Annotated in this window: 9 protein-coding genes; 4 read left to right on the forward strand and 5 right to left on the reverse strand. The window is 68.7% G+C overall.

Annotated features, from left to right (window positions below):
* The first annotated feature begins 119 nt into the window (after positions 1–119).
* A complete protein-coding gene (locus OV287_RS27095; protein WP_267536940.1) occupies positions 120–1,403 on the forward strand; it encodes an SGNH/GDSL hydrolase family protein in 1,284 nt (427 codons plus the stop codon).
* 39 nt (positions 1,404–1,442) lie between these two features.
* On the opposite strand, the gene OV287_RS27100 is transcribed toward OV287_RS27095, so the two are convergent.
* The 3 genes from OV287_RS27100 to OV287_RS27110 all read right to left on the reverse strand — a co-directional run bounded on the left by OV287_RS27100 (position 1,443) and on the right by OV287_RS27110 (position 5,172).
* Positions 1,443–2,813, reverse strand: coding sequence for an alpha/beta hydrolase family protein (locus OV287_RS27100; RefSeq protein ID WP_267536941.1), 1,371 nt, complete (start codon positions 2,811–2,813; stop codon positions 1,443–1,445).
* Positions 2,814–2,870: 57 nt separating this feature from the next.
* Positions 2,871–4,238, reverse strand: coding sequence for a di-heme oxidoreductase family protein (locus tag OV287_RS27105; protein ID WP_267536942.1), 1,368 nt, complete (start codon positions 4,236–4,238; stop codon positions 2,871–2,873).
* A 97-nt stretch (positions 4,239–4,335) separates the two neighbouring features.
* Positions 4,336–5,172, reverse strand: a complete 837-nt coding sequence (locus tag OV287_RS27110) for a hypothetical protein (protein WP_267536943.1) — start codon at positions 5,170–5,172, stop codon at positions 4,336–4,338.
* A gap of 294 nt (positions 5,173–5,466) precedes the next feature.
* Between OV287_RS27110 and OV287_RS27115 the strand changes: the two genes are divergently transcribed.
* Positions 5,467–5,964, forward strand: coding sequence for a hypothetical protein (locus tag OV287_RS27115; protein ID WP_267536944.1), 498 nt, complete (start codon positions 5,467–5,469; stop codon positions 5,962–5,964).
* A 20-nt stretch (positions 5,965–5,984) separates the two neighbouring features.
* Here the strand turns inward: OV287_RS27115 and OV287_RS27120 are convergent, their stop codons facing one another.
* Positions 5,985–9,500, reverse strand: a complete 3,516-nt coding sequence (locus OV287_RS27120; RefSeq protein ID WP_267536945.1) for a protein kinase domain-containing protein — start codon at positions 9,498–9,500, stop codon at positions 5,985–5,987.
* Complete coding sequence (locus OV287_RS27125; RefSeq protein WP_267536946.1) at positions 9,493–11,421, reverse strand: sigma 54-interacting transcriptional regulator; 1,929 nt, start codon at positions 11,419–11,421, stop codon at positions 9,493–9,495. Before OV287_RS27125 ends, OV287_RS27120 begins: the two co-directional genes overlap by 8 nt.
* A 215-nt stretch (positions 11,422–11,636) precedes the next feature.
* Between OV287_RS27125 and OV287_RS27130 the strand changes: the two genes are divergently transcribed.
* A complete protein-coding gene (locus OV287_RS27130) occupies positions 11,637–12,569 on the forward strand; it encodes a hypothetical protein (RefSeq protein ID WP_267536947.1) in 933 nt (310 codons plus the stop codon).
* A 52-nt stretch (positions 12,570–12,621) separates the two neighbouring features.
* Positions 12,622–20,952, forward strand: a complete 8,331-nt coding sequence (locus OV287_RS27135; protein ID WP_267536948.1) for an RHS repeat domain-containing protein — start codon at positions 12,622–12,624, stop codon at positions 20,950–20,952.
* The last annotated feature ends 69 nt before the right edge of the window (positions 20,953–21,021 follow it).

Here is a 21,021-nt window from a genome sequence, read left to right on the forward strand (position 1 = left end):
CTTCACGAACTTGTCCAACTGTTGGACAAGTTTTTCAGCTGAAGGCCCGGAGGGAGGGGGCCCATGTCAGGCTTCCGCGTTAAGCATCCTGCCCTCACGACAACCCCTGGGAGACGACAATGAAACAGGCCTTGAGGGATCGACGTCCGACCTGGTTCGCCATCACGCGCCGCAATCTCCTGAGAGGCGCTCTCGCGACAACCCTGGCGGCAAGCGTGCTCACCGCATGCGACGAGGACGACAAGGTCACCCACTGGTACGGAAGCTGGAGCGCGGCACCGCAGGACTACAACGAGCCGTTCCCCGCTCCTCCACCTCCCAGCTTCTTCGACAACCAGACGATCCGGCAGGTACTGCGAACCTCGATCGGTGGCGATCAGGTACGCGTGCGCTTCTCCAACCTGTTCGGTACGAGCCCGCTCAAGATCGATGGGGCTCGCATTGCGCTCAGCGCGGGCAGTTCCAGCATCAAACCAGCCTCTGACACCGAGCTGCGTTTCAATGGGAACGCGTCCGCTACGATTCCGGCTGGCGGCGAGCTGTGGAGCGATGCCGCGAAGCTCGAGGTGGGGGCAGGGGAAGACCTGGCGGTGAGCCTGTTCCTTGCCACTGAAACCGCCCTGTCCACGATGCACGCGCTGGGCCTGCAAACCCACTACGTGGTCGCCGGCAATGCCCTGTCCACCGAAACCCTCTCGGGCGCTGAAACACGCAGCTCGTACTACTTCATCTCGGGCGTTGATGTGCGGAGCAGCGCCAAGGCCAACGTGGTGGTGGCCTTCGGCGATTCCATCACGGATGGGGCGGGTACCACCCCGGACACCCACCGCCGGTGGCCCGACTACCTGTCGCGCCGTCTGCAATCGGATGGGAGCGCCGTCAGCGTCTTGAATGCGGGCATTGGAGGCGGCCGGATACTCACGGATGCGATAGGCCCCAGCGGCGTCAACCGCTTCGAGCGAGACGTGCTGGGCCAGACCGGCGTCACCCATGTGATCTTCCTGCTGGGCATCAATGATATCGGCCTGTCGGCATTCGTGCCGGAGCAGGAGGTCTCGGTTGAGCAGATGACCGCGGGCACGCAGTCGCTCATCGACAAGGCCAAGGCCAAGGGGATCAAGGTGCTGCTGGGCACGCTGCTGCCCTGGAAAGGGGCAAATCCAGGCGGTGCGCCCTACTATTCGGAGGCTGGCGAAGCCAAGCGTCAGTCCTTCAATGCCTGGATACGCGCCAACAAGACAGTCGACGGTGTGATTGACTTCGACCAGGCCTTGCGCGATCCAGCCGACCCCCTGGCCCTGTTGCCAGCCTATGATAGCGGCGACCTCCTGCACCCGAATGACAAGGGCGCCGAGGCCATGGCGAATGCGGTGGATATCCGTCTGCTCGCAGTGCAGCCCTGACAACCCGCTCCTGCGTGCAGGTGGACGCCTGGGTTGGGCTCAGGGAGGCAGCCCGGTGGCGAGGGCCTCGCGGATGGTGGCGGACGTGTAGCTGGTGCCCCAGAGGGCGTTGACCGCCGCCGCTACCTCGTCCGCTCCGAAGACCATGCTCCCGTTCGTGAGCTCGAAGAGCACCATGCGCGGGTCGGCCAGCTCGCGCAGCAACGGCGCCACGGAGGCCACATCCCGGCCATACCACTGGAGGACGCGCACCTCCCACAGCCAGGCCAACAGCGTGGACTGCGTGTAGGGGACGAAGAGGTACTGGGTGGGGCTGCCCAGGTTCGTCAGCAGGTGCCCCAGATACAGCGTTTGCACCGCATGCCCGTATTGCTCCACCAGCGGGCCGTGGTTGAGGGGGAGGGTGTTCCAGTCGGGCACATCCAGGTGCTGGAAGTAGAGCGGCGTCATCGTCGGGCCCACCAGGGCCGCCAGGGTCTGCGTCTGCTCCACCGGGACGAGGGTGTCCCAATCCTCATGGAGGACGAGGAAGGGCATGTCCAGCTTCGAAGCGAGGTGCTCTCGCGTCCACCGGCTGTAGTCCGCCCCCGGAGTTCCCGGCCGCCCGCCGGTGGTGGCGATGATGCGGCGGGCATAGGGCTCGAAGAACGTCGCGTAGCGATCCCTCACCACCGGGTCCGTCACCCGCGAGGGGATGACCTGATCGAGATAGTCGAACTGCCGCGCGAAGTCCGAGAGCGGGAAGAGGGCCACGCCCACCTTCGGACGAGCCTCGGCCGGTGCGTCCGCTGCGGCGTACAGTGCCTCGAAGCCTCCCCACGAGCCGCCGAAGATTCCGATGCGAGAGCGGTCCACGCCCGGAGCCTGGGCCAGGAAGCTCATCCCCGCGTGCATGTCGTCCCGATCATTCTGGATGTCGCCGCCCGCGTAGAAGCGGCCGAACACGGCGAGCACTCCGAAGTCGTGGTACAGGTAGAAGAAGGCCTCCGCGGTGATGAGCTCGGGCGTGCTGAGGGTGTAGACAATCGACGAGGAGCCCGAGTGGTAGTGGGGCTCGCTGTCATCCGGGAACATGCCGGAGCCGCGCGTGGCCCACTTCGCGTCCACGGCCTCGCCCGTCCAGGAGATTCCGTCGTAGGGGCGCGTGAGCATCATCGTGGGCCAGACGCCCGGGTTCCGCGGTGGGAACCACTGGGCATACGTGGGCGCCTTGCCAGGCTCCTGCAACTTCAGGAGCTGGTACTGCCAGAGCTGCCCCCAGGCCTCGGCTTGCCCCGTGCCGAGCACCGTTACCACCAGCCCGGTGTTCTCGGCTCCTGAGGTGTTGGGAGTGTGTAGGGTGTCGTCAGCCGCGAAGGAAGGGCCACCCGCGAGGGTCAACCCCAGGAACATCAGCAGGAAAATGCGCATGTCCTGAAGACACCGCACGCGCGTTTTTCTGAAAGCGGCGGACGCTCAAAAGTGCGCTCAGAGCGAGCGGATGAAGGCCACGAGCGCGTCCCGGTCGGCACGCTCCAGCCGCTTGAAGCGCTCGCGCGCGGCCTCCGCCTCGCCGCCGTGCCAGAGGATGGCTTCCTCGAAGCTGCGGGCCCGTCCGTCATGGAGCAGGCGGAGCTGGTGGTTGACGGTCTCCAGCAACCCCAGCCCCCACAGCGGAGGCGTCCGCCACTCCGAGCCCGTCGCTTCCGCGTCTGGACGTCCGTCTGCCAGCTCCTTGCCCATGTCGTGCAGGAGCAGGTCCGTATAGGGGCGGATCGTCTGTCCGGACAGCTCGGGAATGTCAGCCACTTCCCCGGTCCGGTACTCGGGGTGGTGACACGAGGCGCAGCCGGTCTGCTGGAAGACGGCCTGGCCCCGGCGCACGGCGGGCGCGTTCCAGTCCCGGCGCGCGGGCACCGCGAGCAGCCGGATGTAGAGCGTCGTTTTCTCCAACATCTCCGCCGAGAGCACGGGCTCCCGGGCCTGAGTCACCGCGCGGCAGGCCTCCTGCTTCGGCGTGCAATTGGGCTCGGAGTAGAGCGGCGAGGTGACTCCGAGGTCCTCCGAGTAGGCCTTCGCGATCTGCTGCTCCAGGGTGGGCTGGCTGGCCTTCCACCCGAACCTCCCGAGCACCGTCTGGCCCGTTCGCGTGCTGGTGACCCGGTTGGGGCGCCCCGAGATCCCATCACCGTCGGTGTCCTCGGGGTCTGCCCGGGCGAGGAGATCCGCCTCGGGAATGGCCTCGAGCAATCCCAGGCCGACGACGGTCGCGGGAATCCGGGGCGACCACTGGGTCTTGGGCGCGAACGGTCCATAGCCCAGGGGAGAAAACTTGTAGTGGGGCCGCCGCAGTGTGTACGCCGTCGCGTCGGCATAGCGGCCCTTGACGGGGACGTACTTCACCTGGACGGTCCCCTCGGCGGGGATTCCCGGTGTCCCCCGGTCGTTGAACTGCCCGCCATAGACGGGCTCGGGTGCGCCTCCTGGCGCATCCGCCGTGGGAACACTCAGGCGGATGAGGAGCGGCGCTTCGGGCCCAATCGCGTCATAGGGACGATCGCGGCCATCCTTGAAGTGGCACGAGTTGCACGCCTGGGCATTGGTGAGGGGGCCGGCCAGGGCCTCCGGGGGAGCGCTCCAATCCCTGACGAACAACGCCTTGCCGTCGCGCAGGGTCTTCCAGCGCCCGGGCTCCATGTTGCCCAGCGCCCTGCCAAAGGCATTGAGGGTGGTGTCGAAGACCGTCGTGGCTCCGCCCGACAGTTCCTCTCCAGCGGGGGAGGCGGGGGGCTCACTCGGCGCTTCTCCAGGAGCCGCGGCCAGGACGACGGTCAGACACCACCAGGCTTTCATCATGGGCAGGTGCCTCCGCTGGGCGTGTACGGGTGTTTCGAGAAACTACGGAGCGGAAGAGGGGAGTGAGGGCTCCCTCCTTCCGCTCCGGGACGACAGGTTACTTGCTGATGCCGACGGTCTGATCGCCGAGCCGCGCCGAGCCGCCCGAGGTCTGGAAGAGGATCCGCTCGAAGCTCAGGTAGGGGTAGCTGCCCGAGGCACGAACCTCCTCGGTCAGGACGAGCTCGTCGGCCTCCACGGTGGTGCCGTCCGCGAGGACCACGGGGGTCACCGCATCCCGGATGATCCACCGGCACGCACCCAGAAGGGCCTGGTCGCGAACGTTATGGAACCCGATGGGGCGAGCGCACCGGACGTCGCAGTAGGCGCACGAGCCGTAATGCATCACATTGCAGTTGGCGAGACAGTCGGGGACCGTCTGGTAGTACGGGCGGCACGAGGGACCGGTTCCGCCGCCAATGGGCAGGGCCCGGGCGGCGACCACCCCGTTCGGAATCCTGCTGACCTGCGCCACGAGCTCGCCCTGGCGATAGGCCTGGACCATGTAGGTGGAGTCCGCTCCCGAGCCAGAGAAGGTGGCGGAGATCTCGCGCGTGTCTCCCTTCTTGACGCTGGTGGTGCTGCTGATCGCGGCGCCATCCGACACGGCCGTGAACGTGGTCTTCTGCTCGGGGTCCTTGGAAGAGGTCTCGTACGCGGCGGTCCAGTCCGTGGCCTGTCCCAGGGAGACGGAGGCACCGTCCGTACCGGCCGCACCGAGGTTGGTGAGCAGGACGCTGGTCTCATCCGCCTGACGCACCTGGGCCTTACCAATGGCGCAGATGCTCAGCCCTTCCGACTTCACGCACTGCTGCGCGTGGCTCTGCGCGACGGGGAGGACCAGGGCCACCAGGGCGACCCAGTACGAGTTTCCGAGGCTTCGCAGCGAACGCATGAACATCTCCTTGCCGTGTGACCAGGACGGGGGGTTGGTCGGATCGAGATGTCTTCAACATCGGTGCCAAGGCGTGAGCGCCCTGTGGCCTAGAGGGGAGAAGCCCGCTTTGCCTGGAAATTGTGGTCTCAGGGACAACGGGGGTGGAGAGGCCATGTTGCTCGACTGGCAACAGGCTCGCCCCGGGGCCTGCTGTCGGAGGGCGGGTGGTTGTGGGCCTCACACGCCGTCATGGCCTCCGAGATGCATAAGCGCTACAAAAGCAGGCCCCTCTCTCTTTCCCCCGAGCGCTCCATGGCAAACGACATCAAGTCCATCGACATCGACGTGCGCGTGCAGATGATGGATGGCAATCCCTGCGCCACCTGGTCCTTCGACCGTGAGGAGGGTGGCCGGGACGCTACCCAGGTGAAGCTCTTCAGCGGGCAGGAGTATCAGGTGACCTACCGGCTGCTCGATGCCACCTCCTGGAGCCTCGCTGCGGTATCGCTGCGCAGGGTGTACGACTCCATCAGCGCCGGCTTCGTGACCCTCACCCAGGGCGAGACGATGCAGACCCCCCAGTCGCTGGAGGATGGAGCCGGGACGGTGTCCGTCACGAGCTTCAACCCGGACGCACTCACCCTGAACATCACGAACGCGCTGTCCTCGGGCAGCGAGGCCTTCACCCTGGGCCTGTCCCTGACGGTGTCCGCCAACTCTCAGGGAATCCCCAAGCAGTCGAGCCAGGATCCTCAGGTGGTCCTGGAGCCGATCACCATTCCGCCGCCGCCCATCCTCGTGAGCGCCTGACAGGCGGGTGCGAGGCGCCGCTACGGGCCCGCTCGAGCCGGAACGACGCCTCCTCCAGCGAGGAGCGCACGGCGGACACGCAGGGACTCCTCGTCTCCGTAGCCCAGCTTGTCCAGCGCCTCGAGCAACGGGCGGGCCTCGTCCGCGCGACCAAGCCCCAGCAGCAGCCGGGCCCGGATGTCGAGCGTATGGGGCTCCGAGGCTTTCTCCTCGGGGCCGAGCAAGGTGAGTGCCTCGTCCCAGACGGTGCGCGCACGGGAGGAGGCCCCGGCGCGCGCCTCGAGCTGCCCGAGCTGCCACAGGCCAGACGCTCGCCACAGCGGGAATTCACGCTCCGCCGGAGCCTCTGCCCCCAGCTTCTCCAGCATCGCCAGGGCTTCCTGTAGGTGGCCGCGAGCCCGCGTGTCCTGGCCCTGTGCTCCGTCCAAGGAGGCGAGCGACATGTGGCCGCGCGCCAGTGCGAAACGCCACCCCCGGTGATCGGGTGACTTCGCCAGGAGTTCTCTGACGATGCGCAGCTCCGTGTCGAACATGGAGCGTGCGGAGGCCAGGTTCCCCAGGATCCGGTGGCAGCGGCCCACCTTCTCGTAGCGCAACAGCAGCTCGCCACGCCACGTGACGTTGTCCGCGTCATGCTCGGCGAGGCGCTGGGCCATGGCGAGCTCCGCCTCGTACTGCGCCAGCGCGCCGCGCGTGTCCCCTTGGAAGAGCAGGATGTCCCCCACGTGACTGCGGGCAATCCCCAGCAGGCGCCGCAGGCCCGCGTCTTCCGGTGCCCTGGCGGCCAGGGACTCCAGGAGCGCGAGGTTCTGCTGGGACCACTTCAGCGCCTCGGGCAGCGCCCCCCGGCTTCTCGCGGCGGCACCGAGCTTGGCGTACACCTGGGCCAGCTCGCGCTCGAGCAGCGCGTCTTCCGGACGCTGCGCGCGCAACGTCTCCATGATGGTGGCGCTCGCGCCCAGGGCACTGCTCGCCGCCTGGCCGTCTCCCAGGAGCTGCTGGATGGAGGCAATGTTGCTGTGCGCGTAGGCGAGCTCCAGCTGCCAGTCGGTGTTGCGCGCATCCATCGTCACCAGGCGTCGCGAGATATCGAGGTAGGACTCGAAGTGTTGCAGGGCGCCTTTCAGCTCCTTTTGCTGGAGCAGCGAGAAACCCACCCAGTACTCACTCTGGCCAAGTGCGAACAGCCACGCGCCATTGCCTGGCTCACGCGCCACGAGATCGCGGGCCACCTGGAGCGACTCGAGAAAGGCCCGCGAAGCCTCCGCGAACCGCCCCTGGCCGAAGCGCACCTGGCCGATCTGCCCCAGCACCTTGGAGCGCTGCATCAGCTCCTCGGGAGACTGTTCCCCTTCCGGCATCGTGGCGAGGTACTCCAGCGCCTTGTCGCCTACGTCCTGCAGGATGCCGAGCCGGCCGAGGGGCTCGAGCTTGCCGTACAGGTCTCCCAACATGAAGGAGATGAGCCGATCCGCCTGATGCCGTCGCAGCTCTGCCTCCGCACGGGCGGCCTGCGCCTGCTCTCCGGCACGAACGGCGCTCAGGGCGAAGACGGACACCACCGCGAGCATGAGGGTCAGCGCGGCGGCCCCCCACACGGCCAGCGTGCGGCGCCTCCGGGCCTGCTCGAGCGCGAGCTGGGAGCGCTGTTCGGCCTCGCGTTGTGCGCGGCGCTTCTCGAGGTTCCTCAACCGCTCGGCCACCTCGCGCGCATCGCTCGTGCGCCGCCCTGGATCGCCATCCACGAAGCAGGCGATGTCCTCGGCCAGCAGCGCGTCCCCCACGTCCCGCTGCCAGCCGGGCGCGAGCAGGCGGGAGAAGTCCCCCACCACCATTTGATAGAGCAGCACGCCCAGGGAGTAGATGTCGGCCTGGAGGGTGGCGTGCTGGCCATTCATCAGCTCGGGGGCGAGATAACGCGGCGTCCCGGCGCCAGGGCTCGCTCCCGACCCATCGGCGGTGGTGAAGCCGAGCGCGGTGATGCCCTGGGCCTCCAGCACGCTCCGGTCCGTGAGCAGGCCAATGCCGAAGTCCGTGAGGCGAATGGACGGAGAGCCCCCGGGCTGGGTATGGACGAGCACGTTGGCCGGCTTGATGTCCTTATGGAGGATGCCCACCGAGTGGGCCGCGGCGAGCGCGGCGGCCACCTGCGCGACCAGCTCCAACCGGGTAGCGAGCGGCACCTGCCCCAGTCCACCCTGGCGGGCTGCCCAGTCAATGAGAGAGCCGCCCGCGGTGTACTCGGACTCGAGGAAGTAGGGCGGCGCGTCGAAGCTCCAGTCGAGGATTCGGGCGATGTCCTCGCGCTCGCCCAAGGCCTCCTTGAGAAGGCGGAAGAGCGTCACCTCGCGCTGCAGGGCGCGAAGCCGCTCGGGCTGGAAGCAGAACTTGAAGACCCGGCGCTCGCCGGTGACCGCGTGCGCCGCCAGCCACACCTCGCCGAAGCCACCTTCTCCCAACCGCTCCAGCAGCCGCCAATGGGGACGGCGCGGCAGGGCCTGTCCCTCCGCGGGCCTCCAGTCTGGCATCGATGCGTCGCCGGACTCGGGCACCTCCGGGGCGGAGTCGGGTGCGACGAGCGCCCCCACGGCCTCTCGAACGCGCGAAGCGGTGGGCTCATCACCGGACCGCTCCCCCGACGCTGGAGTGGGCCTCGGTGAGTCTCCCTCGCGCGAGAGGGGCGGTGCTGCCTCCACGGGCACTCGGGCGGCTAGTGCTGTGAGCTCCGCCGCCACCAGGCGCGCGCTCTGGGGCCGGCGCTCGGGCTCCTTTTCGAGCAATCGCTCGACGAGCGCCACCAGCTCCTCGGGCGCTTCGGGCCTCGATTCCGTGAGCGGCGCGGGCGCCTCGCTCGTCACCCTCCGCAACGTGTCGAGCAGGTTGCTACCTCGGAAGGGCGAGCGGCCCGTGACGAGCTCATAGAGGAGCACGCCAAGCGCGAAGATGTCCGAGCGATGGTCCACGGCGCGGCCACTGGCCTGCTCGGGGGACATGGCGTGGACCGTGCCGAGCAGCACTCCCTCCTGCGTCAGCGTGGGCGACGGGGAATTTCCCCACAGCGGCAACGCCAGGCCGAAGTCGAGAATCTTCGCCTGGCCCGCGGACGTGACGAGGACGTTCTCCGCCTTGAGATCCCGGTGCACCAGGCCCTTGGCGTGGGCCTCGCCCAGACCGTCGGCGACCGCGCTGGCGAGCCGCAGGGCCTGGGCAAGTGCGAGTGGCCCCCGCTTGATGAGTGCCGCCACCGACTCCCCGGCGACGTACTCCATGACGATGCAGTCGCCGTGCTCGGTGTCGAGGATGTCGTAGATCTGGACGATGGCGGGATGGTTGAGGCGCGCGGCGGCCTGAGCCTCCCGGCGGAAGCGGGCGCGGGCCTGCGCGTCGACAGGGCCATCCGCGCGGATGCGCTTGAGGGCGACGTGACGATGCAGGCGCTCGTCGTAGGCGAGATAGACCTCGCCCATCCCGCCACGGCCGAGCAGGGACTCGATGCGGTATCCACCCAGGCGGAAGATGTCGGGAGTTTCAATCACGGTGGGAAGGGGATGCGCGAGGGAGGTGAGGCTTGAGGCCGAGGTTGCGGATCAGCCGGTGCAGCGAGTTGACGTGGATGCCGAGCAGGGCCGCCGTCTCGCGGTAGTCGCCCCGGGCCTTCTCCATGGCGTCGAGGATGCTCTTCTTCTTCGAGGAGGTGACGGTGGCCTGGAAGTCGCTGGGGGCGGCACCACCGCCCTCGAGCACCTCGTCGGGCAAGTCCTCGGGTTGGATGAGCTCATCGGCGCCCAGCACCACGGCACGCTCGATGACGTTGCCGAGCTGGCGCACGTTCCCGGGCCAGTCGTAGGACTCGAGGGCGCGGAGGGCCTCGGGTGAAAGGCTCACAGCGCGGCGACGCAGCCGCTCGCCGTGAAGCCGGGCGAAGTGGCGCGCCAGCAGGGGGATGTCCTCGCGCCGCTCCCGCAGAGAGGGCAGGGTGAAGGAGATGACGTTGAGGCGGTAGAAGAAGTCCTCGCGGAAGTGGCCTTCGCGCATGGCCGCTTCGAGATCCCTATTGGTGGCGGTGATGAGGCGCACGTCGACCTGGAGGGGACGGGTGCCGCCCACGCGCTCGAACTCGCGCTCCTGGAGGACTCGCAGGAGCCGGGCCTGGAGCGACGGAGGGATTTCGCCCACCTCGTCGAGGAAGAGGGTGCCGCCGTGGGCCAGCTCGAGCTTGCCCTCCTTGCGAGCCACGGCGCCGGTGAAGGCGCCCTTCTCATGGCCGAACAGCTCGCTCTCCAGAAGCGTCTCCGAGAGCGTGGCGCAGTTGATGGCGACGAAGGGCGCGTTGGCTCGCGGGCTGGCCTTGTGGAGTGCGCGCGCGGCCACCTCCTTGCCCGTACCGCTCTCGCCGCGCAGCAACACCGTCGAGTCAACGGGCGCGGCACGGGAGATGAAACGGAAGAGACGCTGCATGGCGGCGCTCTCGCCCACCACGCCGTGCTCCAGGCTCGCTCCCTGCAAGCGCTGGTTCTCCCGCTCCAGACGGGCCAGGTGCTGGGCGTTGGCCAGACCGTGGGCGGAGATGACGGCCGCCGCCGTGAGCAGTTCTAGATGGTGCTCGGTGAAGGCGTGGCCCGAGGAGGTGTCGAAGTAGAGCAGGCCCAACGGTCCCTCGCGTCCCGGTAGGGGCGCGCACAGCACCGAGCGCACAGCGGCCTCGCGCAGGCTCTCGGCCTCGCGCAACCCACCGTCCACCGCCACGTCCGTGTACAGGCACCCCTCCTGGCCTTGCAGGACGCGGCTCACCAGCGTGGTGCTGACGGGAATGGACATGCCGCCGCCGCCGCGCCGGTCGTGGGAGGCGACGGCCACGGTCTCTCGGGAGCCCGGCTCGCACAGCAGGACGCTGGCGCGCTCCGCCGGCAGGACGGCCAGGAGCAGATCGAGGACGCGCGCCGCCAGTCGCTCCACCTGCTGGAGCTCGTGCACCGCGGTGCTCAACTCGAGCAGGGCCTGGAGGTCCGAGGCGATGCGGCCAGGGCCCGGACCCACCGACCCGGCCAATGCTGCCTGGAGCTTCCGCGGCTGGAGGTACAGCACATCCTCGGGCCGCCGCTGCACGGTGCTCCACGAAGCGGCATCTGGAGGCGAGGCCCCCCTCCCCACGGTAGGGGCTGGCACGTTGTCACACAGGAAGAGGAACGAGCTGTCGCCCACCTGGAGGACATCGGTGTGCTCGAGCTGCCGCACACGCGTGGGCACTCCATTCACGAAGGTGCCATGGCGGCTGTCGAGATCCCTCAGCACCCAGTGCCCGCCCTCGGTGAGCAGCTCACAGTGACGGCGCGACACCACCGGATCGGTGAGCCGCACCTGGCAGTCCGACTGGCGGCCGAGGACGAGGGGTTCGAGCCCGAGCTCCCAGGTGGAGCCTCGATGCGAGCCGCTCAGCGCGATGAGACGAGGGGTCAACCGTCACACTCCTTGACGACGGTGCAGGACTATAGCCCACCGGGGTTGTAACCGTTCGGTTAGTCGGACTCGCCCGGCGGTTAGCGCCCGCGGCTCCCTTGGTCAGAAGTCTCGTGCGCGCTCCGAGGGACGGCCTCATTCCCCCGAGTGTTTCCCGCGCGGCATACCGCTTGCTCTTGGGGCGGGCGCACCTTCCAACACAGGAAACAGCACCCATGTCCGACTCTTTTGGCGTCGTTCAGCTCGCTTATGACATCCCCATCGGTGGTCAGTTCAGCTTCACGGTGGATGGCGTCATCGCCAGCAACAGCTTCTGTCTGGGCCTGGCGGGGTTCGTCTTCGACTACGGCGACAATGACAACAACATCCTCGATATGGGCGTGTCCCTGACCGGCATCTCCCTGTCCACCGCCAATGGCAAGTCCACCATCACGGGCACCGTGAATGGCGTGCTCGAGGACGACGACCACCACACGGGCAACGTCTACACCCAGGTGATCCTCATCGCGGCGTTGCCGGGCCCGTACTCGCAGGTGACGATGGCCAACCCCCCCAGCTTCTCCAGCGGCGGGACGAGCGAGCAGATCCCCCTGACCGTCGAGTCGCCCTCACTCACCGGCATGCTGTCCGGCTTCTCGATGGGCTACTCGGGGGACTCGGACCAGGGCGTCAACCAGATCGGCGCGACGGTCACCGCCTATCTCAACAGCGGCAACATCGCCACGATCGGTGGTTCCTGCGTGCTCGCGGAGAGCAGCAAGACCAAGGCCACGAACCTGTCGCTCTACGGTGCGCTGCTCGCGGATGCCAGCTCCTCGCCTGTCTTCGAGATCAAGGCCTTCCGTGCCAAGAAGGGCGGTGCGACCAGCGTGACGTTCGACAACGAGGTCTCCATGGCGCAGGCGCTGCTGGTCGGGTTCAACGTGCAGTACTCCGGAAACCACGATCACAAGGTGAAGAAGATGAGCGTGTCCTACAACAACTTCTATTCGCCGACCGGCTCCAACGCGGGGCTCCAGCCGGACCACAAGACGTTCATGTTCCTGGGGCCGCAGCCCTTCATGCGGGACGACAGCGACAACAGCCAGGACGACAACCTCTCCTATGCCGACTACGTGGTCATCGGCGCGGTGAAGACGCAGTCCTGATCCCCATCCCCACTCCCCGACGTCTCCTCCTCACAAGCCTCCAGGGATAGCCATGTCCGGTTCCGCGCCTTCCATCCGTGGTTTTCAGCTCGACGCGACCAGCGTCGGCGACGTGCGCAGCAATGTGAATCTGTTCAGGGGCGACGTGAACCTGAGCCAACCCCTGTTCACCATGCCGGGCCGCTCCGATGATCAGGCGCTCGACGTGAGTGTGACGCTGCTCTACCAGAGCAATGTCAGCCTGCAGGCCTGGAGCTGGAACCGGTCCCAGCCCACCGGGGTGCTGGGGCTGGGGTGGAGCCTGCCGCTCGAGCGGATCGAGCTGCGCTCCGGGCTCACCCCCGAGTCACGCCAGTACCAGCTGGTGACGCAGGGGAGTGGGGCGGCTCTGATCGCCGAGCCGCAGGGGCCCACCCTCTTCAGCCTCGCCACCAGCGAGGCGTCGGGGCTGGAGGACGGCGCGGTGGTGCCGGCCGGTCTCGTGAGCGGCTTCGCCCGCTTTGGAACGGTGCTGTCCGCCACGGCTCGGGCGAGCCTCCAGGAGGATGGGAGCTGGGTGCTCTCGGATGACGACGAGCAGCGCCTCTTCCGCCTGCTTATGGGGAACTCGGTGACGGTGCTGGATGGGGGCCAGAGCTTCCAGCTCCAGAGCTATGCCTTCTGGCGCATCATCTATTACGCCCCCTATGAGCGCTGGGCCATCACCGACGACACCGGGCTGGTGAAGAGCTACGGAGGCCTCGCTCCGGCCAGCACCACCACGGGGCGCTCCAACAGCCTCGCCTGGTCCGTGGTGTGGTCGGGCGGGGAGGGCGCTCCCCTCTGGAAGGGCCCGAGCACCACGACGGCCGGGCAGCAGCGCTCGGCTCGGGCCTGGTACCTGGAGAGCGTGAGGGACGTCTGGGGCGACGTGGTGCGCTACGCCTACAACGAGTGGGATCCGGTGAGCGGGGTGATCCCCGTGGTGGAGCAGCGCGTGGGCAGCAGCACCGGGCTGGCCTACACCAAGGCTGTCTACCTCACCACCATCACCGACGTGTTCGGGCGCCGCGCCCGCTTCAGCTACGGCGACAAGCTGTGGAGCGACGATGATGGCCGGGCGCGCGAGTACGCGGATCCCCACAAGGACGTGCCCGACAACAGCCCCAATGCGTGGCAGGACGCGTATGAGACTCGCTACCTCTCCGGCATCTCGGTGGTGGAGACGGACGGGACGGAGCTGTTCGGGGTCTCCTTCGACTATGCCCCCAATCCCGGCAGCGCCGATCCCGCGGTGGTGAACCTGACGAAGGCCACGGGCCGCCTCGCCGGAGATTGCGCCAAGCGCCTGTTGACCGCCATCCAGGTTCGCGGGGCAGATGGCGCCACGCAGCCGGCGACGCGTTTCGCGTACCACACCGACGCGACGGCGGAGGGCTATGCGCCCGGCGCGCTCGCCAGCCTGACGACTCCAGGCGGCGCCGTGGCCCGGTATGCCTATACCTCGCAGGATCTCGACGTCTGCCAGCGCGACGTCGTGGTCACCGGTCCGGACACGTCCAATGGCCAGGTCACCGACACACCCCGCATCTGGTACGGCTCCGACTACGCGGTGGTGGTGTGGTACAGCTCGTCGCCCACCCGGCTGTCAGTGCAGCGCTACACGTGGCAGGGCCGATGGATCGCCAGTGGCGAGCCCCAGACCCTGACCACGAACGCCATCCTCCTCGACACACTCCAGGTGTGCTGCGGACGCGACTTCTTCTCGCTGTCAGTGGAGGGCGTCAACAACACCTGCTCGCTGTTCCTCTTCTCGCGAGACCCGGCCCGGCCCTGGTCCTTTGCGCCCGTTCAGCCCGACGGCACGCTGGGCGAGGATGGTGGCGCGCCGGTGGTGCTCACCACCGTGGCGGCTGGCGCCGACAGCATCGTCCACCTCGCGGGCCAGGACTTCGTGCTGGTGGGCAACCAGTCCGGCTCCAGCGCGGCACGGCTCAGCCGCTACACGTGGAGCTTCAGCGAGTGCCGCTGGAAGCTCACCACCCACGACTCCCTGCCCAACCAGCCCTTCTGGCTCACCTGCGGATCGAGCCATTACTTCCTGCTCGAGGCCGATGGCACCGCCACGCTCTCCTGGGTGGATGCCACGGGCACGTGGACCACGAGCGCTCCCACCTCCCGACCCGCCTGGTGGCCTACGAGCGTCAACCTCACCACTCCCTTTGCCCTCACCCCTGGCGAGGCCATGGTGGCGGTGGCCTACCAGACCGGCACGAGCACCAGTCCCAAGGTCGCGCTCTCCATCTACCAGTGGGATGCTCAGCACCAGCTCGGCGTCTACACCTATCCCAGCAACCTCTCTGGCACCTTGCCGGTCAACGCGGTGAGCCCCCCCCTGGGTATGCCGGTGGTGGTCGAGGACACGGTGGTGGCGCTCGGGCCGTGGGTCCTCCGCTTCGACGGGAGCACGTGGGTGCTCAACTCGTCGCTCTACAAGTCCCAGAGCGCGGGCATGGTGCGCTACAGCCACAGTGCGTCCTTGTCCCTGTGTGTGTCGCTCGCCAGCAGCAGCGCGGTTCCCGTGGTGACGGCCCTGGCCTACGACGGGAGCGATTGGGCTCAGCTCCGGCCCATCACCCCCAGTGCCCGGCTGCCCGCGGCCTCGGGCACCGCGGGCTCAGTCCAATCCTGGCCCAATGCGGGCAGTGGAGACTGGGCCACGGTGGGCCGCTACCTCTATTTCCGCGGCAACTCGCCGAGCTGGGCGGACGCGCTGGCCGGGACGCCGGAGGATCTCCAGTCCCTGGTCAATCAGTCCCTGGCTGGCGACTCCCTCTCCACTCGCTACGCGGTGAACACCCAGACGCTGGTGAACCAGGGCCCGATGTTCCTCGCCTTCAACGTGGAGGACACCCAGAGCGCCTCCGCCGCGAATGCGTGGACGCTGGGCGTGGCGCCGCTGGGCAATGGTGCCATCCTCCATGGCTCGCCCATCGAGATCACGAGTGATCGCCTGAGCGACGGCGGTCCAGGTCAGTCGGCCGCGGGCCAGGCCACGCTGTGCACCTTCCCGGCGGGCACGAAGGACTTCTCCCACGCCACGGCGATCACCCTCCGGCGCTACGCCGGCAACAGCCTCACCGCGGATCCCTCCACCCCCACCGCGCAGCTCAGTGGCAACATCCGTCACTACGCCGTCAGCGCCTTCTCCGTAGACGATGGGCTGAGCCAGCGCACCACTCGCATCGTGCCCGATGCCAGCTCGGCCGCCTGTGACAGCTCCGGCACCGTCGCGAAGTACTACGCCACCACGGTGGTACCGGGCAGCGACACTCCGACGAGCACGCCCTTCGGGAGCGTGAAGAGCACCTATATCAACGGGATTGGCGGCGAGACGGCGGGCTTGGACATGATGCTCGACGGGCTGCTCTCCTCGGTGGAGCTCCATGACGCGAGCGGTGCGCTCTTGAGCACCCTCTCCATGACATGGGACGTCTACCGTCAGCGCGCCGCCAGCCCTCAGGCTCCGGCTGCCGAGGCGGTTGCCCTCTACGGCGGCTTCGTGGTGCGCGCCTCCCTCTCCCGCAACACGGATGGGGTCCTCGTCACCCGGAAGACCGGGTATGTGCAGGACGGCTTCAAGGCGCCCTGGTCCTCGCGCTCCGTGAGCAACAGCTCGTCCCAGGTTGGCAGCACCGGCACCGTGGAGACCTCCACGAACCTCACCACGGGCGCCGCCACGGTGAGCCCGCTCTACGCGGCGCTCAACATGCTCTCGGCGCAGGCGGGTAAGAGCACCACCTGGCAGTCCGATGGCCAGCCGTCGGTCACCACCACCGCCTCGGCCTCGCTCGCGGTGGGGGTGCTCAACAGCCGGGGTGTGACCGTGCCGGCCCAGTCCGGCAGCTACGCCTGGAATGGCACCTCCGCGCCCACCTTCTCGTGGAGCGATTCATCCGTCCCGAGTGGCTGGACGTCCCTGGGCCAGGTGTCCCAGTGGGATGCGTACGGCCTCATCACCGAGCAGGTGGACGCTGGCAACGTGCCAGGCTCCATCCGGCGTAGCCGCCAGCTCTCCCTGCCCATCGCCGGCTGCAGCGGGGCGCGGCTCGCCGATTGGCGGGCCACCACCTTCGAGCAGGACGATCCCGGCGAGGGTTTCTCCGCCCAGGGCGGCTCCTGGTCGAGTGACTGCTGGATGGGCACGCGCTCGCTGTCGCTGGCCCCGAGTGGCACGCTCACCGTCTCGCTCGGCGCGAGCGCCGGTACCCTGGTCTGGTCGGGTTGGATTCATGCCGCCCAAGACGCCTCGCTCCAACTCACCGCCACCGCCGACGGCGTGACGCTGCCCACCCAGACCGTTACGGGGAAGGGGGGCTGGGCTCACGTGCTCGTTCCGGTGACGCTCGCCACGCGGGTGGAGACACTCACCCTCACCCTGGTCAACACCTCGGGGGCGGCGAGCCTGGTGGACATGGTGGCGGTGTGCCCGAAGGAGGCTGCGTTGCAGCTCCAGACGGTGGCGTCGGTGGCCCGCCAGGTGACCGCGCAAAGCAGCCTGGGCGGGAGCACCACCCGCTACCACTACAGCGCCGCGGGCGTGAGGGTGGGCCAGAGCGGGCCTGGAGAGCAGCTCCAGGAGTGGACAGTGAACGGCCTGTCACGCCAGGCCACCGCAAGTGATGGCTTCACCCCGAGCCACCCCAATGCGAGTTGGAGCCTCCAGCCCGCGGGGGGAGGCCGGGTGGAGACCTTCCGCCAGGGTGACGACTGGGCTCGGCGCTGGGTCCCCTCGCAGGGCAGCACCTGGTCGCGGCAGGACGGAGCGCTGACGCTCCAGGGAGCCCTCGACGCCGCCGTGCCCGAGAAGGGAGTGGACGAGGGCTTCGCGGTGGTGGTGGAAGTGGCGCGGCAGGGCAGTGGCTGGATGGGGTTCCGCCTCGGCTCACTGTCGCTGGGCTGGGACAACGGCTGGTCCTGGCCCGGTGGTCCGGCGCCTCTCTGCACGCCGTCCACGCTCGGGGCGCTGTGGATGTTGGTGGTCGCCGATGGACAGCTCCAGCTCGTCGTCGATGGGCTCTTGATCTTCTCCGGCGCCTTCGATGCCAGCGGCCTCACCACGCTCCGCCTCGACACCGGGAACGGCTCGGCCAGGCTGCGCAACCTCGGCCTGCTGCGAGCCCCCCGCCTCCGGGTGGAGTGGCAGGACGGCACCACCCAGGATCGCCAGAGCCAGTACCGGTGGGGAAGCGACACGCGGGTGAGCCAGGTGGTGCGCGACGCGCTGGGACGCACCGTGGCCGTCACCCGCATGGCCCCGGGCTCCTGCCGCCCGGATACCGCGCTCGCGCCCCTGGCGTTCCGGCCAGACTTCGTCGATGAGAGCGCCTTCCTGGCCACGCTGGGCAGCACCTGGGAGATGACCGGGGCGCTCGCGGATTACTACGCGGACGAGGATGGCGCCTTCCCCTACTCGGGCACGCGCTACGAGTCCTCCGCGCGCAAGCGCAAGCTCGAGCAGGGTGCACCGGGCGAGGCCCTGGCCATCACTGAGGTGGACAACACCCCCGTGACGGATCGTGCCACCACCTCCTGGAGTTATGGCAGCACGCTCGTTGGCGCGGGCCCTGTCCGGCAGCACACCACCCGCAACCCGGTGGGACGCGAGAGCCAGCGCACCCTGGCTGGTCCCCAGTCGGTGCTCGCGGCGGAGACCCTGGATGCGAGCTCTGTCCCCACCGGGCGGGCCAGCCAGGTCACCTCGTACGCCAGCGCTTCTGATGGAGGGGTGAGCACCCGCCTGCTGCAGACCCCCAATGGAGGGGGCACGGGCGTGCCGTCCGTAGACGAGTCCTACGTGAGCCGGTCGATCCTCAACCCGCTCGGCCAGCAACTTCGGTTGAGCGATCCCGACACCGGTACCACCCGCTTCTGGTACACCGCCGAGGGGCAGGTGCGCTTCGCCGCCCCCGCACTCGACGCGGGCGAGCAGGGGCTGGTGTACCAGCGCTACGACGCGCGCAGCCGGCTCGTGGAACTCGGTACCCTCGACACCAACGTGGATGATCAGACCCTGGCCACCCGGGTCAATGACATGAGCTGGCCCGACAGCGGCGTGGCTCACACGGTGCGCCGCCGCTGGGACTGGGATGGAGATGGCCAGCGGCCGTATGAGCTGGGCAACCTCACCCGCGTCACCACCACGCTGCCCGCCCCTGAAGGGTTCTCCAGCGCCACCACCGTTACCGAGTCCTTCGAGCACGATGCCAGTGGCCACGTGGTGCGCGCGGACCTGGACGTGTCGGCCGACACCGCGTTCAACACCTCCATCACCTACGGCTACAACGCACAGGGCGAGGTGGTGGAGCTGCGCTTCCCCGAGGGCAGTCCGATCCCCGCCGTCCACTACGGCTACAACGACCAGGGACAGGTGGAGACGATCGGCACCTCGCCGGGCGCCGATGACATCGCGCGCTACACGTACACCCTCGACGGCGCTGTACAGACCGAGCAACGCGGTGCGGGTCGGCTCCAGGGAGCACTGGCGTGGACGGGCGCCGGCTGGCCGCTGGGCCAACGCCTCACGGTGGACGGCGCGACGGCGTGGAGCCAGACGCTCCGGAGGGCCGCGGACGGCTCGGTGTCCGGCTTCCTGGAGACCTGGGCCGGAGAGAGCGAGGTCCAGTGGACCTGCACCTACGACGGCAATGGCCGGCTGACGCGCTGCCAGCCCAGCCAGGGGGCGGGGGACGAGCAGATCACCTCCTACGACGCCAACGGCAACATCCTCGGCGCACGGCTCGATGGCACCTCGCTGAGCGCCACCCTCGCCGGCGCCAGCAACCGGTTGGGCTCGGTCACACTCGGAGGCAGCGACTCGCGCGTCACCACGACCGCCACGGGGCATGTCTCCGCCTGGGGTGACTACAGCGCGATCATGGATCGCTGCCTCGGCCAGCCCGTTCGCGCGGCCCGGGGAGGCACCGTGCTGCGGTTGGCCTACGGCGGGCAGGGCCAGCGGGTCCTGCGCCAGGTGGCCGGGGGGAGCACCCGCTTCGTTCATTGCGGAGCGGGCAGCGTTCCGCTCCTGTGGAGCACCGGTGGCGCGGTGTCGGTGGCGGTCTGGGGCCCCACGGGGCTGGTGATGGTGGCCGATGCCAGCGGCCGCTACTTCCCGGTGTGCGACTCCCAGCACACCGTCCACGGCCTGCTCGACGCATCGGGCAAGCGGGTAGCGCGGTGGGATTGGTCGGCCTTCGGTGGGCTGGTGTCCAGCGAGGGCGACACCGGGCGGCTCTTCCTCGGCTACCAGGGCCAGGAGTGGGACGCGGATCTGCAGGTCCACAACTTCGTGGCGCGCCTCTACGATCCGTCCCTGCGGCGCTTCCTCGCTCCCGATCCGGCACGCCAGTACTCGAGCCCCTACGTATTCGTGGGAGGCGACCCGCTGCGGAACGTCGACTCCAGCGGACAGGCATCGGGAGCCACCATCGCCATCGGTGTGACCTCCGCGGCCATTATGGCGGTGAGCGTGGCGGGCATCGCGCTGACCGTGTTCACCTTCGGGGCGTCCGACGCGGTGGCGGCGAGCATCGATGCCAGCCTGGCCGCGGCGGAAGCAACGGAGGTGGGCGCGGCGGTGGCGGTGGACGCGGCCGAGGTCGCGGTGGATGTGGGGGTGGAAGCCGGGACCGAGCTGGCGGTGGAGGGCACCGCCGAAGCGGTGGGCACGGCGGTCGAGGGAGGCGGCGAGGCCGCGGCGGCGGGCTCGGAGGCGGCGTCCGAGCTGGCAACCGGAGCCGAGGCGGGTGCGGAGGGGGCGACCCGGGCCGTCTCGACCGGCGCACAGGCCAGCGCCAGCACCAGCGAGAGCGCGCTGAAGAAGCTCGGAACGGAGATGCTCAAGAGCGGCGTCAAGGGCACCATGCGCTCGGCCATCAAGTACGACGTGCAGGGCATCGCCAACGATGACTGGTCGTTGAAGGGCCTGCTGGGGGCCATGGGCAAGGGGTTCGTCGGCAGCATGGTGGGCGGACTCATCTCCGGAACGATGGAGCTGGGGTTCGCCCGGTACATCCCCGGCTACAAGGACTTCGGCGTGTGGCGCAAGGCCTGCCTCTCGCTCACGGCCTCGACGGTGTCGGGCATCGCGTGTGGCAACATGGGGCAGATGCTGAGCAACGCCCGCAATGGCGATCCGCTCTACAGCCAGCTCGGCCGGAGCACGGTGCTCGGGGCGGTGAACGGAGCGGTGAGCTACGCGGCCTGCGAGGGCATCGTCAGGACGATCGGAGCACCCGCCGGCTACACGGTGGCGGTGTCGGCGACTGTGCTGACCACCTTTGGCGCCCTCGGGCTCAACTCCCAGGACGCCTCCACGTCGATGTCGGCGAGCGGGCGCTGACTCAGCGGAAGGCCTCTGGCATGCGGACCGCATGCCAGAGCCTCGCCTGGTGCAGACTCTACGTCGCCG

This window comes from Archangium lansingense, assembly GCF_026626635.1.
In the GTDB taxonomy this organism is placed as follows: Bacteria; Myxococcota; Myxococcia; order Myxococcales; family Myxococcaceae; genus Archangium; species Archangium lansingense.